Genomic DNA, 13,853 nt, shown 5'->3' with positions numbered 1-13,853 from the left:
TTCACGCTGGCTCCGGTGTCACTCGCTGCTGCGCCGTGCCCTGGGCATGGGCCCAGTTCTCTGGCAGGTTGATGTAGTCCACCAACTCTCGCAAACGGCCTTGATCTCGCCCGTTGAAATTGAACACCAATCGCGTCAAATGGCTGAATTTCGGCTCATCATGTTCCTCCCCGGTGTAAGCCAGTTGCTGGAACTCGCCACTCAAACGCAGGCTGGCGAACTCGGTCTGCAGATGCGCCAAGGCCTGTTCGCTGAGCGGATGGTTCATGCGCATCACAAACTCCCGTTTGAGCCAGCGTGTGGAGTGGAAGTTGGCGTAGAACTGATTGATTTCGTCCACGGCCTCTTCAGCGCTGTACACCAACCGAACCAGCTTGAGATCGGTCGGCAGAATGTAGCGATTGGCCTCCAACTGATTGCGGATAAAGTCCAAAGCGCCTTGCCAGAACCCACCGCCGGGCGCATCCAGCAACACCACCGGCACCAGCGGGCTCTTGCCGGTCTGGATCAGCGTTAATACTTCCAGCGCTTCGTCCAGGGTGCCGAAACCGCCTGGGCATAACACCAGCGCATCGGCTTCTTTGACGAAGAACAGTTTGCGGGTAAAGAAGAAGTGGAAGGACAGCAGGTTTTCAGTGCCATCGATGGTGGGGTTGGCGTGCTGTTCAAACGGTAAGGTGATATTGAACCCCAGGCTATGCTCCAGGCCAGCACCCTCGTGTGCTGCCGCCATGATGCCGCCGCCACCGCCAGTGATCACCATCAGATCGGAGCGCGCCAAGGCGGTGCCCACCTCGCGAGCCAAGGCATATAACGGGCTTTCTACCGGAGTGCGTGCCGAGCCGAATACGGTGACCTTGCGTCGCCCCTTGAACTGTTCCAGAACCCGGAACGAGTGGTCCAATTCGCGGATGGCCTGTAGGGTTATTTTGGCGTTCCAACGGTCGCGGTCGTCTTGGGCCATGCGCAGCACGGTAAGGATCATGTCGCGATACAGGGGGCTGTTCGGGCTGTTGGGGGCGATCTGTTGGAGCTGAGCTTCGACTTGCTGTGTGAGCTCGGGCCCGTGTTCTTCAAAATGTCGTATCAAGCTGTCATTCGGTTGGTAAGGCATTCAACGTCTCCTTATTCACAGAGGTTGGGCCGGCGGCGAGTGATCGTCCGGCGGTCACGACACTGCATGTGTCGCTGCATGCCTTAGGCATTGCACCTGTTTGCCAGTCGGCAAAGCGCGCTCTGTATGTTCCTAGTGATTTAAAAACCTCTGCACTGCAAGTCGCAGTAGGGAAACCCTCTTGTGCCCTGAAAATGTTACAGGACGGTATGGAAACCGTTACGCAAGGGTGTTTGAGATGACTCGATCATGGGCCGAAAAAGCCTTGGCTGGCAACCGCTTATTGGTTGATCAGAGGGGGGCTGGCGGGAAACAATTGCAAAGGGGGAGTACGCGCCACGGGACCGCAGCGCGGGGATAAAGCCGAATTTACTTTTTCTTCTTCGTCGGGGCTGGGCAGTCCGCTTCTGCGAACTTCACCGATGCCACAGGGCGGTTGCTCTTGTTCTCGGTGATTTCATAGCGCATCACGGCGCCCTTGGCCATCAACTCGCGGTAGCCGGGGTTTGTGCAGACGCTGCGGCCCAATTGGAAGTAGACAGCCTTGGGGTTGGCGCGCATCTGTTCGGCACGGTCGGGCAGCACACTCAGGTGGTCGATCAGCTGCATACCTTCAACGGTGTAGGCCACTTCCAGGGTTTTTTCGTCGATTTCCCGCGGCAGGCCTTTATTGCTCTCGGCGGCAACGCTTTGCAGCTTCTTGTTCATTTGCGCCTCCAGCAGCGAGGCAGCGTGGGCGCCCATGGGCAAAACCAGCGCAAGCGCGACGGATGGGGCGACAAGACGCAGCATGGAACGCAGCATGAAATTCTCCTGATTCGGTTACAGGTGCATAGACCCGCCACTGCGCTGTGCGTTCAGTGGCGCGCGATTATAGGTGAGGCCTTGCCGCTACAGCCAGGCGTATCGCTGGTAAACTGCGGCCACTTCAACCGATCTTGAGTGACCCCGTGTCGATTTTCCCGTTTCTACGGCGCATGCGATGAGCCACGCCGTCTCCCGCCTGCGCACTCAGCGCCTGGCGCGCGCCATCAAACCTTTCGTCAATCGCGGCTCCCGCGCTGAGCGTTGCCCCGGCTGCCGGGTCATTCCCGAATATTGCCTGTGCGCCTGGCGACCCAAGGTCGCAGCCAGGTCCGCCATGTGCCTGTTGATGCATGATGTTGAGCCGATGAAGCCCAGCAATACCGGCTGGCTGATCGCCGATGTGATCGATGACACCACGGCGTTCGCGTGGTCGCGTACCGAGGTCGATGCAGGGTTGCTCACCTTGTTGGCCGATCCGCAGTGGCAGCCCTATATCGTGTTTCCCGGCGAGTTCGTGGCGCCGGAGCGTGTCGTCAGTGCCGTCACGGTGGAGGAGGGCAAGCGTCCGTTGTTCATCTTGTTGGACGGCACCTGGAGCGAGGCGCGCAAGATGTTCCGCAAGAGCCCTTACTTGGAACATCTGCCGGTGTTGAGCCTGGCGCCTGAGCAACTGTCACGCTATAAGCTGCGCCGCTCCAAACGCGATGATCACTTTTGCACCGCCGAAGTTGCGGCCCTGTGCCTGGAGTTGGCTGACGATGGCGCCGCCAGTGAAGTCTTGGACGCCTACCTCGATGTATTCAGTACCCACTACCTGGCGGCCAAGTTTCAGTTGCCACTGGATCTGGCGGACCCTGTTCACGCGCGCCTTGCGCCCTATATACCGGAGCTTTAGCCAGACGACGTTTGCATGATGGCACCTTATCCCTGCAACCCGCTAAAATGCCCGTGGGCGTAGTGCTTGACCCCCCAGGCTACGCTGGGCATGCTGGGCGCCGATTGAGGTGCCAGCATGGATTATCGACGTCGTTTCACGTCGAGCACGCCCTCTGGCGATGGCTGCCTGGCCACCGCCTTGTGCATTGGTGAACCCTGAACCCATCGGGGCTCCCATAAAAACAGGATCATTTAATCAATGGCCACATACGAAATCCTGATAGCCGACGACCACCCGCTGTTTCGCAGTGCGTTGCGTCAAGCGGTGACGCTGGGCCTAGGCCCGGATGTCCGCCTGGTCGAAGTGGCCAGTATTGCTGAGCTGGAAACCCATCTGACCGACAAAACCGACTGGGATCTTGTGCTGCTCGACCTGAACATGCCGGGCGCATACGGTTTCTCCGGGCTGGTGCTGCTACGCGGACAGTACCCACAGATTCCAGTGGTGATGGTCTCTGCCCAAGAAGAGGCCGATGTGGTGGTGCGCTCAAGAGAGTTTGGCGCCAGTGGATTTATTCCCAAGTCTAGCTCCATGGAGCAGATTCAAGCCGCAGTGCGTGCCGTTCTGGACGGTGACGTCTCGTGGCCCCCGCAAGCCTCGGAAACCATCAATGTCTCTGCCGAGGCCAAGGCCGCACAGGAGGGCCTAGCCAGCCTGACACCCCAACAGTTCCGGGTCTTGACCATGGTCTGTGAAGGTTTGTTGAACAAGCAAATTGCCTACGAGCTGAAAGTCTCGGAAGCCACAATCAAGGCCCATGTCACGGCGATTTTCCGCAAACTGAACGTGCGTACGCGCACCCAGGCGGCCTTGCTTTTGCAACAACTTGAGTCAATTACGCAGCATTAAGCCGTTTTCGATTCACGCTTTTTTGACTTCGCGTGATCTAGTTTCCCCACTCCTTTGGTTCAGTTGCTTACATCTATGTCGCCTTTCAAGGGTCAAACCGGTATCAAACGTATCTTCAATGCTGGGGGATATTCCCTGGATGGCCTGCGCGCGGCATTCACCGGGGAGGCGGCGTTCCGTCAGTTGGTGTTGCTCAATGTGATCCTGATCCCGTTGAGCTTTTTTCTGAGCGTCAGCCGCGTCGAGCGTGCGTTGCTGATCGCCGTGTGCCTGCTGGCGCTGATCGTCGAGCTGCTCAATTCGGCGGTGGAAGCGGCGATCGATCGCATCTCTCTGGACCGGCATCCCTTGTCGAAAAACGCCAAGGACATGGGCAGCGCCGCGCAATTCGTGGCCCTGACCATGATCACCCTGGTGTGGGCCGTCATCCTGATTTAAACCTCAGGCAATGGTCGGCAGCACGATTTCGTCGCTGCGTTGCACGCCGGCCGTGAACGCGCGACAGAGTTCCAGGAACTCGCGCATCGCTGAGGTCTGGTATTTCTGCTTGTGCCAGATGAAGTAGAACTGCCGCATAAGGTCCAGATCCGGCGTTTCCACCGGCATCAGGCTGCCACGGCGAAACGCATCGCGCAGCGCCAGCCGTGAGATGCAGCCAATGCCCAGTCCGGACTCCACCGCTCGCTTGATCGCCTCGGTGTGTTCCAGTTCGAGGCGGATATTCAGCGCGCTGCGGTGATGGCGCATGGCTTGGTCAAACGTCAGGCGCGTGCCGGAGCCTTGTTCACGCAGGATCCACGCCTCATGGGTCAACTCGTCCATGCTCGCCATGCCGCGTCTGGCCAGGGGGTGCTGCGGCGCGCAAAACACCACGAGTTCGTCCTCTACCCAAGTCTGCACCTCGATATCCGGGTGGCTGCAGTCGCCTTCGATTAGACCCAGGTCAATTTCGTAATGCGCGACTTGGTGCACGATATGCGCAGTGTTTTGCACATGCAGTTTCACCTGACTCTCGGGGTGTTGTTGCATGAAGCTGCCGATCAGCAAGGTCGCCAGGTAGTTGCCGATGGTCAGGGTGGCACCGACCGCCAGGGAACCGAAGCCGGACTTGCCGTTGAGCAGGTCTTCGATCTCCTTGGCCTGGTCCAGCAGCGCCACCGCCTGGGGTAACAGTTGACGGCCGAGAGCGTTGAGGCTCAGGCGTTTACCGGCGCGGTCGAATAATTGGCAGCTGGATTGACGCTCAAGCTCCGTGATCGAAGTGCTGGCGGCGGATTGGGATAAGGCCAGCAGGCCAGCAGCGCGCGAAACGCTTTCCTGCTGGGCGACGGCGACGAAGACTTGCAGTTGACGGAGAGTAAATCGCATATCGATATAACCGATAACCCTTATCTTAATAATTCAGTTAACAGATATTGTCGCCGCCATTAGAATGCGCTGCAATTGCGCGCTTCACATTTAGTGCAGACCCATTTCCAGGAGTCCCCCGTACATGAGCAACATGAACCACGAGCGTGTCCTCAGTGTTCATCACTGGAACGACACTCTGTTCAGCTTCAAGTGCACCCGCGATCCGGGCTTGCGCTTCGAGAACGGTCAGTTCGTGATGATCGGCCTGCAACAGCCCAACGGCCGCCCGCTCATGCGCGCTTACTCCATTGCCAGCCCAAACTGGGAAGAGCATCTGGAGTTCTTCAGCATCAAGGTGCCGGATGGTCCGCTGACCTCCCAATTGCAGCACCTGAAGGAAGGCGACGAAATCATCATCAGCAAGAAACCGACAGGCACCCTGGTGCTTGACGACTTGAAGCCCGGCAAACACCTGTACCTGCTCAGCACCGGCACTGGCCTGGCTCCATTTATGAGCGTGATCCAGGACCCGGAAACCTATGAGCGTTTCGAAAAAGTGATCCTGTGCCACGGCGTGCGCTACGTCAACGAAGTCGCCTACCGCGAGTTCATCACCGAGCACCTGCCGCAGAACGAGTTCTTCGGCGAGGCCGTGCGTGAGAAGCTGATCTACTACCCAACCGTGACCCGCGAGCCCTTCGAAAATCAGGGTCGCCTGACCGACCTGATGCGCAGCGGCAAACTGTTCAGCGATATCGGCCTGCCGCCGATCAATCCAGAGGACGACCGCGCCATGCTGTGCGGCAGCCCAAGCATGCTGGACGAGACCAGCGAAGTGCTCAACAGCTTCGGCTTGAAAGTTTCGCCGCGCATGCGTGAGCCGGGCGACTATCTGATCGAGCGCGCATTCGTCGAGAAGTAACTGCGGTAAAAAAATGTGGGAGGGGGCTTACCCCCTCCCACATTTCGTTTGCGCCTTATTCAGTTAGCGGGCACCACTTCCAATACGCAAATCACCCCCGCTTCGGGATAGTGCCAGCGCACATCCACATCCCAGAAGCGCACCCCGTATTCACGTTCAGGCCCTGGTGTCTGGTAGGCCGGGCGCGGGTCCTGGGCCAAACACTGATCGATCAGCTCAACTAATGGTTCCCCAAGGCGCTGGGCGTGGCCTTGTGCTTGCTGCAGCGCCGTCTTCAGCCACTGCACGGCAATCAACGGCGGCGCAGCGCTGGCGATGTCATTGGTGGCCGTGTCGATGATGTCGGCGTAGGGCACATAGGGCTTGATATCCAGCACGGGGGTGCCATCCAGCAAATCGATCCCGGAAATCCACAAGCGTCCGGGCTCCACCTTGTCCAGTTTCACCACCGACTGGCCGATGCCATTGGGTCGATGGGTTGCGCGGGTGGCAAACACCCCCATGGACGCATTGCCACCCAGGCGCGGCGGGCGCACCTTCAGGCGCGGCTTGTCTTCCAGGGCCTGGTGGAACAGAAACAGCAACCACACATGGCTGACCTGCTCCAAGCCTTGTACCGCCTCGCCCTGATCGAACGGTGCCACCAGTTCCACCACACCCCGGGCCGCTGGCGCCAGTTGCGGCTGGCGCGGAATGGCGAACTTCTCCTTGAAGCAGGAACGCACGAAGCCCACGGGTGAGACCGGGTAATTCATGGCTTAGGCACGCACCCGCAACGTCAGCCCCTTGAGGAAGTTACGCAGCAGCTGGTCGCCGCATGGGCGGTAATTGGTGTGGCCGAACTTGCGGAACAGCGCGCTCAGTTCCGGTTTGGATACTGGGAAATCGGCCGACTTGAGAATGGCGTGCATGTCGTCTTCCTTCAGTTCGAAGGCGACGCGCAGCTTCTTGAGAATGATGTTGTTGGTCACCGGGGTTTCGATCGGCTGGGGTGGGCGGCTTTCGTCTTTGCCGCGCTTGAAGATCACCAGGCCATCGAGAAAGTGCGCCATGACCTCGTCCGGGCAGAACACGAAGCCTTCTTCTTCGTCCTTTTTGAGGTAGGTCAGCAGGTCATCCTTGGTGATGTCCATGCCGCCGAGCTTGGTGATCTCGACCATTTTGTTGTCGCTGATGTCGAGCATGTAGCGCACGCTGCGCAATACGTCGTTGTGAATCATGGTGGGCAATCCTGGTTTCAACGGTGGACAACGCCCAGTGGGGCGCTGTCGAAAAAAAGGAGCGGCTTAGAATTTCTCTTTGCCGGACAAGTAACGCCATTGGCCTACGGGCACCTTGCCGATGGACACACCGCCGATGCGGATACGGCGAATCGCCACGACTTTCAGGCCGACCGCTTCGCAGAACAATGCGATCACCCCGGGTTGCGGGTTTTTCAGCGCAAAGCGCAGGCGGTTTTCGTTCTGCCAGCTGGCTTTGACGGGCGGCAGCTCTTTGCCTTTATAGGTCAGGCCGTGGTTCAAGCGATTGAGGCCGTGGGCAACCATCTCGCCTTCCACCTCAACCACGTATTCCTGCTCGATCTTGGCGGCATCGGCGGTCAACTTGCGCAGAATCTTCCAATCCTGGGTAAACACCAGCAGGCCGCTGGCCTTGGCTTGCAGGTCGGCGCTGGCGCTCAGGCGCAGGAAGTGGCCCTTGAGCGGGCGCTTGCCGAAGCGATGTTCGTCCGACAGGGTTTCGGCGCTGATCGACGCCATCGCCGTGTCGGCATCCACGCCGGCCGGGGCGTGCAGCAGGATGGTCACGGGCTCCGGCGCAGTGGCCTTGGCTTCGGGGTCGAGTTCGACCTTTTGGGTGGTGACCTTGAACTGCGGTTCGTCGATCACTTCACCGTCCACCGAGACCCAGCCGCCTTCGATAAACAGCTCGGCCTCCCGACGGGAGCAACCGACCAGTTCGATAAGGCGTTTGGAGAGGCGTATGGGGTCAGTCATGACAAGGGCCGTAACAAAAGGGGGCGGCTATTGTACCTGCCTGGCGCCGGTTAATCCCGACCCCATTTCATTTAGCCCTGACGCGCCTGTGACGGCAGCTGGCGCAAACGCATGCGCAACAACGGATAAGGCTTGCCCAGGCCGTCGTGCTCCGTGCGTCCGATCACCTCGAAACCCTGCTTGAGGTAAAAACCCAGGGCCTGGGGGTTCTGTTCGTTGACTTCCAACTCATCGGCGTTCATGCACTCCACCGCGTAGCGCAGCAACTGTCGGCCCAAGCCCTGGCCACGGTATTGCGGGTCGATGAACAGCATCTCCACTTTGCCCGCCGCGACCCCGGCAAATCCGGTAATGCGCTGGCGGGCGTCTTTTGTGCAGATCAGCATCACGGCATCCAGGTAGCGGGTCAGCACCAGATCCTTGAGTAACACGATGTAGCTGTCCGGCAGGAAGTCGTGGGTGGCGCGCACCGAAGCTTCCCAGATGCGCACCAGCTCCGGGTAATCGCTGCTCTTAGGTGTGTGAATGACCGAATGCTGCCTCATGCCCGCTGCCCCTTGCCGATATCTGCATTGTTGGGCCAAACGATAGACCGAAAAAAGCCCCGCATCTTGTCCAGAAGCAGGGCTTTTCCAGTTTTTAACGATCAGGCGCGCTTTTCGGCCCACAGGTCGTATTCGTCGGCGTCGGTCACGGTGCACCAGACCTTGTCGCCTGGCTTCAAGCCGCTGGCGTCGTCGATAAATACGTTACCGTCGATCTCCGGCGCATCGAAGAAGCAACGGCCCACGGCGCCTTGTTCGTCGACTTCGTCGATCAACACTTCGATTTCCTTGCCGATGCGCAGTTGCAGGCGCGCCGAGCTGATGGCCTGCTGATGCGCCATGAAGCGTTCCCAACGGTCCTGCTTGACGTCGTCCGGCACCACGGCCAGGTCCAACAGGTTGGCTGGAGCACCTTCAACCGGTGAGTACTGGAAGCAGCCAACGCGGTCCAACTGGGCTTCGGTCAGCCAGTCCAGCAGGTACTGGAAGTCTTCTTCGGTTTCGCCGGGGAAGCCGACGATAAAGGTGGAGCGGATGATCAGCTCGGGGCAGATCTGGCGCCAGTTTTTGATGCGCGCCAGGGTCTTGTCTTCGAAGGCCGGGCGTTTCATGGCCTTGAGCACTTTCGGGCTGGCGTGCTGGAACGGGATGTCCAGGTACGGCAGGATCTTGCCGGCGGCCATCAGCGGGATCAGCTCGTCCACATGCGGGTACGGGTAGACATAGTGCAGGCGCACCCACACACCCAGGCTGCTGAGGGCTTCGCAGAGTTCGGTCATGCGGGTCTTCACCGGCGCGCCGTTCCAGAAACCGGTGCGGTATTTCACATCGACGCCGTAGGCGCTGGTGTCCTGGGAGATCACCAGTAGCTCTTTCACGCCGGATTTGACCAGACGCTGGGCCTCGTCTAGCACGTCACCCACCGGGCGGCTCACCAGCTTGCCGCGCATCGACGGGATGATGCAGAAGCTGCAGCTGTGGTTGCAGCCTTCGGAAATCTTCAGGTAGGCGTAGTGGCGCGGGGTCAGCTTGATGCCTTGCGGTGGCACCAGGTCGATCAGCGGGTTGTGATCCTGACGTGGCGGCACCACCTCGTGCACGGCGTTAACCACTTGCTCATATTGCTGCGGACCGGTCACCGCCAGCACGCTGGGGTGCACGTCGCGAATATTGCCTTCTTCCACGCCCATGCAGCCGGTCACGATGACCTTGCCGTTTTCCTTGATGGCTTCGCCGATCACTTCCAGCGACTCCGCCTTGGCCGAATCGATAAAGCCACAGGTATTGACAACCACCACGTCCGCGTCCTGATAAGTGGACACCACGTCATAACCTTCCATGCGCAGTTGCGTCAGGATGCGCTCGGAATCGACCAGGGCCTTGGGGCAACCCAGGGATACAAAGCCGACCTTGGGGTTGGCCGTTGCGGGAGTGGTGGACATGTCTAACCTCGGTATTGAATGACGCCGCCGCCGTGAAGGGCAGGGCAGCGGACGGGCGCTGGGCGCGCCTCTGATCAAAAAGTGCGCAATTCTAGCGATGGGCAACGCACTTGACCAGCTTTATGCAGGGAAATACGACGAGCGCTGCGCTATGCTTCGCGCCGTTGCGCATGGGTAAAACCCGTGGGTCAATAAAACGTCTGTTACGAGAAGTAAAACAGCGCATGCTAGGGTTCGCTTAGACGCGCTGTTTATATAAGACCTCAGGTCAAAGGGCAGGAGTGGTTGATGGGTCAGGCAAGTAGTCAGGCAACAGGTGCCGAGCATTCAAACGCCAAGCCGATTGGCATGCTGGTGGCGGCGGTCGGGGTGGTGTATGGCGATATCGGCACCAGCCCGCTCTATACCCTCAAAGAGGTGTTCAACGGCGGTTATGGGGTTCAGGTCAACCACGATGGTGTGCTGGGGATTCTGGCGCTGATTTTCTGGTCGCTGATCTGGGTCGTGTCGATCAAGTACATGCTGTTCGTACTTCGTGCCGACAACCAGGGCGAAGGCGGCATCATGGCCCTTACCGCGCTGGCGCGGCGGGCGGCGGGGGAGCGCAGGAAGCTGCGCAGTTTCCTGGTGGTCTGTGGTCTTTGCGGGGCGGCGTTGTTCTACGGCGACAGCATGATCACCCCGGCGATTTCCGTATTGTCGGCCGTGGAAGGTCTGGAATTGGCGTTCGATGGCCTGGAAAAATGGGTGGTACCGATTGCCCTGGTGGTGTTGGTAGCGCTGTTTCTGATCCAGAAGCATGGCACCGATCACATCGGCAAGTTGTTCGGGCCGGTGATGGTGACCTGGTTTCTGGTGCTGGGCGGCCTTGGTGTGTACGGCATCACCCTGCACCCTGAGGTACTCCATGCCCTGAACCCGATCTGGGCCGTGCGTTTCTTCGAGGCCCACCCTGGCATTGGCGTGGCGATCCTTGGCGCGGTGGTACTGGCGTTGACCGGTGCCGAAGCGTTGTACGCCGACATGGGGCACTTCGGACGCAAGCCGATTGCCCGTGCGTGGTTCATGCTGGTGCTGCCGGCACTGGTGCTTAACTACTTCGGTCAGGGCGCGATGCTATTGGGCGACCCCGAAGCCGCGCGTAACCCGTTCTACTTGCTGGCACCGAGTTGGGCGCTGATCCCGCTGGTGGTGTTGTCCACCCTGGCCACGGTAATTGCGTCCCAGGCAGTGATTTCCGGTGCGTTCTCCTTGACGCGCCAAGCGATCCAGCTTGGTTACATCCCGCGCATGCACATCCAACACACCTCCAGTGCCGAACAGGGCCAGATCTACATTGGCGCGGTGAACTGGTCGCTGATGGTCGGCGTGATTCTGCTGGTACTGGGCTTCGAATCCTCCAATGCCTTGGCCTCGGCCTACGGCGTGGCTGTAACCGGCACCATGCTGATGACCACTATCCTGGTGTCGGCGGTCATGTTGCTACTGTGGAAATGGCCGCCGGTGCTGGCTGTGCCGGTGCTGGTCTGCTGCCTGTTGGTCGACGGTCTGTACTTCGCCGCCAACGTGCCGAAGATCATCCAGGGCGGGGCCTTCCCGGTACTGGCGGGGATCGTGCTGTTCGTACTGATGACGACGTGGAAACGCGGCAAGCAATTGCTGGTGGACCGCCTCGATGAAGGCGGCCTGCCGTTGCCGATCTTTATCAGCAGCATCCGCGTACAGCCGCCCCACCGGGTGCAGGGCACGGCGGTGTTTCTCACCGCGCGCCCCGACGCTGTGCCCCATGCGCTGTTGCACAACCTGCTGCATAACCAGGTGCTGCATGAGCAAGTGGTGCTGCTGACCGTGGTGTACGAAGACATCCCACGGGTGCCCGCCACCCGGCGGTTCGAGGTGGACTCCTACGGTGAAGGCTTCTTCCGGGTCATCCTGCACTTCGGTTTCACCGACGAGCCGGACGTGCCCGAAGCGCTGAAGCTGTGCCATCTGGACGATCTGGATTTCAGCCCGATGCGCACCACCTACTTCCTCAGCCGTGAAACGGTGATCGCCTCGCGTATCAAAGGCATGGCGCGCTGGCGCGAAGGGCTGTTCGCGTTCATGTTGAAAAACGCCAACGGTAACCTGCGCTTCTTCAAACTCCCGGTAAACCGGGTGATCGAGCTGGGCACCCAGGTCGAAATGTAAGCACGCGCTGCACGGGGGCCGGCAATCGGCTCCCGCTTTGTGCTGAACCCTGTGCAATCGCGCGTTGTCGACTAGGCTCTAAGCACGGTTTGAATAGTGCCCACAGAACCCAGAAGAGGTGCGCCATGAGTCAGCTGCTCGAATCCTATACCCTGCGCCAATTGACCCTGCCCAATCGCATTGCCGTTTCGCCGATGTGCCAGTACTCCAGCGTCGATGGCTTGGCCAACGACTGGCACCTGGTGCACCTCGGCAGCCGTGCTGTGGGCGGCGCCGGTCTGATCTTCACCGAAGCCACCGCTGTGACCGCCGATGGCCGTATCACCGCCCAGGACCTGGGGCTGTGGAACGATCAACAGATCGAGCCGCTGCAACGCATTACGCGCTTTATTGCGGCCCAAGGGGCGGTTGCCGGTATTCAACTGGCCCATGCCGGGCGCAAGGCCAGCACCCACCGCCCGTGGCTCGGCAAGCATGGCAGCGTCAAGCCCGAAGACGGCGGCTGGGTGCCGGTCGGCCCTTCGCCGATTGCCTTCGACCCGCTGCACACACAACCCAAACAGCTGGATGAGGCACAGATCCAGCAGGTGGTTGCCGACTTCGTCGCGGCCGCCAAACGCGCCTTGACTGCGGGTTTCAAGGTGGTGGAGATCCACGCGGCCCATGGCTATCTGCTGCACCAGTTTCTGTCGCCACTGAGCAATCAACGTCAGGACCAGTACGGGGGCTCGTTCCAGAATCGCATTCGATTGGTGTTGCAAGTGACCGAAGCCGTGCGCGACGTCTGGCCTCAGGAACTGCCACTGTTCGTGCGCGTATCTGCCACCGACTGGGTGGAAGACGGCTGGAACCCGGATGAAACCGTGGAACTGGCGCGCCGCCTCAAAGCAATCGGGGTGGATTTGATCGACGTCTCGTCCGGCGGCACCGCCGCCAACGCCGAGATCCCCACCGGCCCGGGTTACCAGACCCGTTTCGCCGAGCGGGTGCGCAAAGAGTCAGAAATTGCCACCGGCACCGTCGGCATGATCACCGAGCCGGCGCAGGCCGAGCACATCCTGCGTACCTGTCAGGCCGACATCATCTTCCTGGCCCGTGAACTGCTGCGCGATCCGTACTGGCCGTTGCATGCCGACGACGACCTGGGCGGGCGCAAGGCGATCTGGCCGGCGCAGTATCAACGAGCAACCCATCGCGATCAGCCAATCCATGAGTCCGATTTGAGGGATTAGCCGTCGCGACAATAAGCAACCCACCCTGATCCGGTGGGTTTTTTATTGCCCTGAGTATGGGAAATACCTGTAGGTCTTTGTTACCGAAGAAATTTTTTAAGTGAATGCTCTAAAAAAATCCCACGCGCGATCAGAATGTTTCTACGCTTACGGTAAGCCTGATTTCTGGCCCAGGAAATCAGGCGGCTTGCCCACTGAGGCATTGCGCTTCACGGGACGCAGGTGATGGGCGCCAGGAGTATTTGATTGTTATCAGGAGAAGCAGTCCATGGCCAAGTCCTATGGTGTAGCGGGTATGGTGGCGTCATTTCTGACCCGCAGGGTGGCGTTGCGAGGTCGAAGGCTGAGTTCGGATGAAGAGGCGTTGTTGGCGCAGTACCGCGCCCTGACCGAGGACGACCAGGTGGCGATGCGGTACTTGATTGGAGCGATGAAAAGCGTGTCGCGATTCTGAATCGCGGTTCAATC

At 59.7% G+C, this 13,853-nt stretch carries 15 protein-coding genes; 7 read left to right on the top strand and 8 right to left on the bottom strand.

What is annotated here, in order from left to right; translation table 11 throughout:
• Nucleotide 1 precedes the first annotated feature (1 nt).
• Both YA0848_RS07905 and YA0848_RS07900 read right to left on the bottom strand, forming a co-directional pair.
• Nucleotides 2-1,114, bottom strand: a complete 1,113-nt coding sequence (locus YA0848_RS07905) for a TIGR00730 family Rossman fold protein (protein ID WP_040267436.1) — start codon at nt 1,112-1,114, stop codon at nt 2-4.
• Between the two features lie 369 nt (nt 1,115-1,483).
• Nucleotides 1,484-1,918: a PA3611 family quorum-sensing-regulated virulence factor gene (locus YA0848_RS07900; protein ID WP_034096169.1), complete on the bottom strand. Its 435-nt coding sequence runs from the start codon at nt 1,916-1,918 to the stop codon at nt 1,484-1,486.
• Nucleotides 1,919-2,096: 178 nt separating this feature from the next.
• Here YA0848_RS07900 and YA0848_RS07895 point away from each other — a divergent pair, with 178 nt between their 5' ends.
• The 3 genes from YA0848_RS07895 (at nt 2,097) to YA0848_RS07885 (ending at nt 4,145) form a co-directional block, all read left to right on the top strand.
• Nucleotides 2,097-2,816, top strand: a complete 720-nt coding sequence (locus tag YA0848_RS07895) for a tRNA-uridine aminocarboxypropyltransferase (RefSeq protein ID WP_034096170.1) — start codon at nt 2,097-2,099, stop codon at nt 2,814-2,816.
• A gap of 240 nt (nt 2,817-3,056) precedes the next feature.
• Complete coding sequence (gene erdR / locus YA0848_RS07890) at nt 3,057-3,707, top strand: response regulator transcription factor ErdR (protein ID WP_034096171.1); 651 nt, start codon at nt 3,057-3,059, stop codon at nt 3,705-3,707.
• 75 nt (nt 3,708-3,782) lie between these two features.
• Complete coding sequence (locus tag YA0848_RS07885; RefSeq protein WP_034096172.1) at nt 3,783-4,145, top strand: diacylglycerol kinase; 363 nt, start codon at nt 3,783-3,785, stop codon at nt 4,143-4,145.
• Between the two features lie 3 nt (nt 4,146-4,148).
• Here YA0848_RS07885 and YA0848_RS07880 read toward each other — a convergent pair whose 3' ends face one another.
• Entirely contained in the window at nt 4,149-5,075 is a 927-nt protein-coding gene (locus YA0848_RS07880; protein WP_169903653.1) for a LysR family transcriptional regulator, read from the bottom strand.
• A gap of 124 nt (nt 5,076-5,199) precedes the next feature.
• Between YA0848_RS07880 and fpr the strand changes: the two genes are divergently transcribed.
• A complete protein-coding gene (gene fpr, locus YA0848_RS07875) occupies nt 5,200-5,979 on the top strand; it encodes a ferredoxin-NADP reductase (RefSeq protein ID WP_034096174.1) in 780 nt (259 codons plus the stop codon).
• A 59-nt stretch (nt 5,980-6,038) separates the two neighbouring features.
• On the opposite strand, the gene tsaA is transcribed toward fpr, so the two are convergent.
• The 5 genes from tsaA to rimO form a co-directional block, all read right to left on the bottom strand.
• On the bottom strand, nt 6,039-6,734 hold the full coding sequence (gene tsaA, locus YA0848_RS07870) for a tRNA (N6-threonylcarbamoyladenosine(37)-N6)-methyltransferase TrmO (protein WP_034096175.1): 696 nt from the start codon (nt 6,732-6,734) through the stop codon (nt 6,039-6,041).
• A 3-nt stretch (nt 6,735-6,737) separates the two neighbouring features.
• Nucleotides 6,738-7,199 carry a DUF1456 family protein gene (locus tag YA0848_RS07865; RefSeq protein ID WP_034096176.1) on the bottom strand — a complete coding sequence of 154 codons (462 nt, stop codon included), beginning with the start codon at nt 7,197-7,199 and terminating at the stop codon, nt 6,738-6,740.
• Between the two features lie 66 nt (nt 7,200-7,265).
• Nucleotides 7,266-7,976: an rRNA pseudouridine synthase gene (locus YA0848_RS07860; RefSeq protein ID WP_034096177.1), complete on the bottom strand. Its 711-nt coding sequence runs from the start codon at nt 7,974-7,976 to the stop codon at nt 7,266-7,268.
• A 71-nt stretch (nt 7,977-8,047) separates the two neighbouring features.
• Nucleotides 8,048-8,521: a GNAT family N-acetyltransferase gene (locus YA0848_RS07855; RefSeq protein ID WP_034096178.1), complete on the bottom strand. Its 474-nt coding sequence runs from the start codon at nt 8,519-8,521 to the stop codon at nt 8,048-8,050.
• A 101-nt stretch (nt 8,522-8,622) separates the two neighbouring features.
• Entirely contained in the window at nt 8,623-9,963 is a 1,341-nt protein-coding gene (rimO, locus tag YA0848_RS07850) for a 30S ribosomal protein S12 methylthiotransferase RimO (RefSeq protein WP_034096179.1), read from the bottom strand.
• A gap of 288 nt (nt 9,964-10,251) precedes the next feature.
• Here rimO and YA0848_RS07845 point away from each other — a divergent pair, with 288 nt between their 5' ends.
• From YA0848_RS07845 to YA0848_RS07835, 3 genes are all read left to right on the top strand, one after another.
• Nucleotides 10,252-12,153, top strand: coding sequence for a potassium transporter Kup (locus YA0848_RS07845; RefSeq protein WP_034096180.1), 1,902 nt, complete (start codon nt 10,252-10,254; stop codon nt 12,151-12,153).
• A gap of 125 nt (nt 12,154-12,278) precedes the next feature.
• The gene (locus YA0848_RS07840) at nt 12,279-13,385 is read left to right on the top strand and encodes an NADH:flavin oxidoreductase/NADH oxidase (protein WP_034112079.1); all 1,107 of its coding nucleotides are present in this window, start codon (nt 12,279-12,281) and stop codon (nt 13,383-13,385) included.
• A gap of 268 nt (nt 13,386-13,653) precedes the next feature.
• On the top strand, nt 13,654-13,839 hold the full coding sequence (locus YA0848_RS07835; RefSeq protein ID WP_034096182.1) for a hypothetical protein: 186 nt from the start codon (nt 13,654-13,656) through the stop codon (nt 13,837-13,839).
• The last annotated feature ends 14 nt before the right edge of the window (nt 13,840-13,853 follow it).

This window comes from Pseudomonas sp. S4_EA_1b (assembly GCF_016307435.1).
Lineage (GTDB): Bacteria > Pseudomonadota > Gammaproteobacteria > Pseudomonadales > Pseudomonadaceae > Aquipseudomonas > Aquipseudomonas rhodesiae.
Note: the sequence above shows the minus strand (reverse complement) of the source record. Positions and strands in the feature narration are given on the sequence as shown.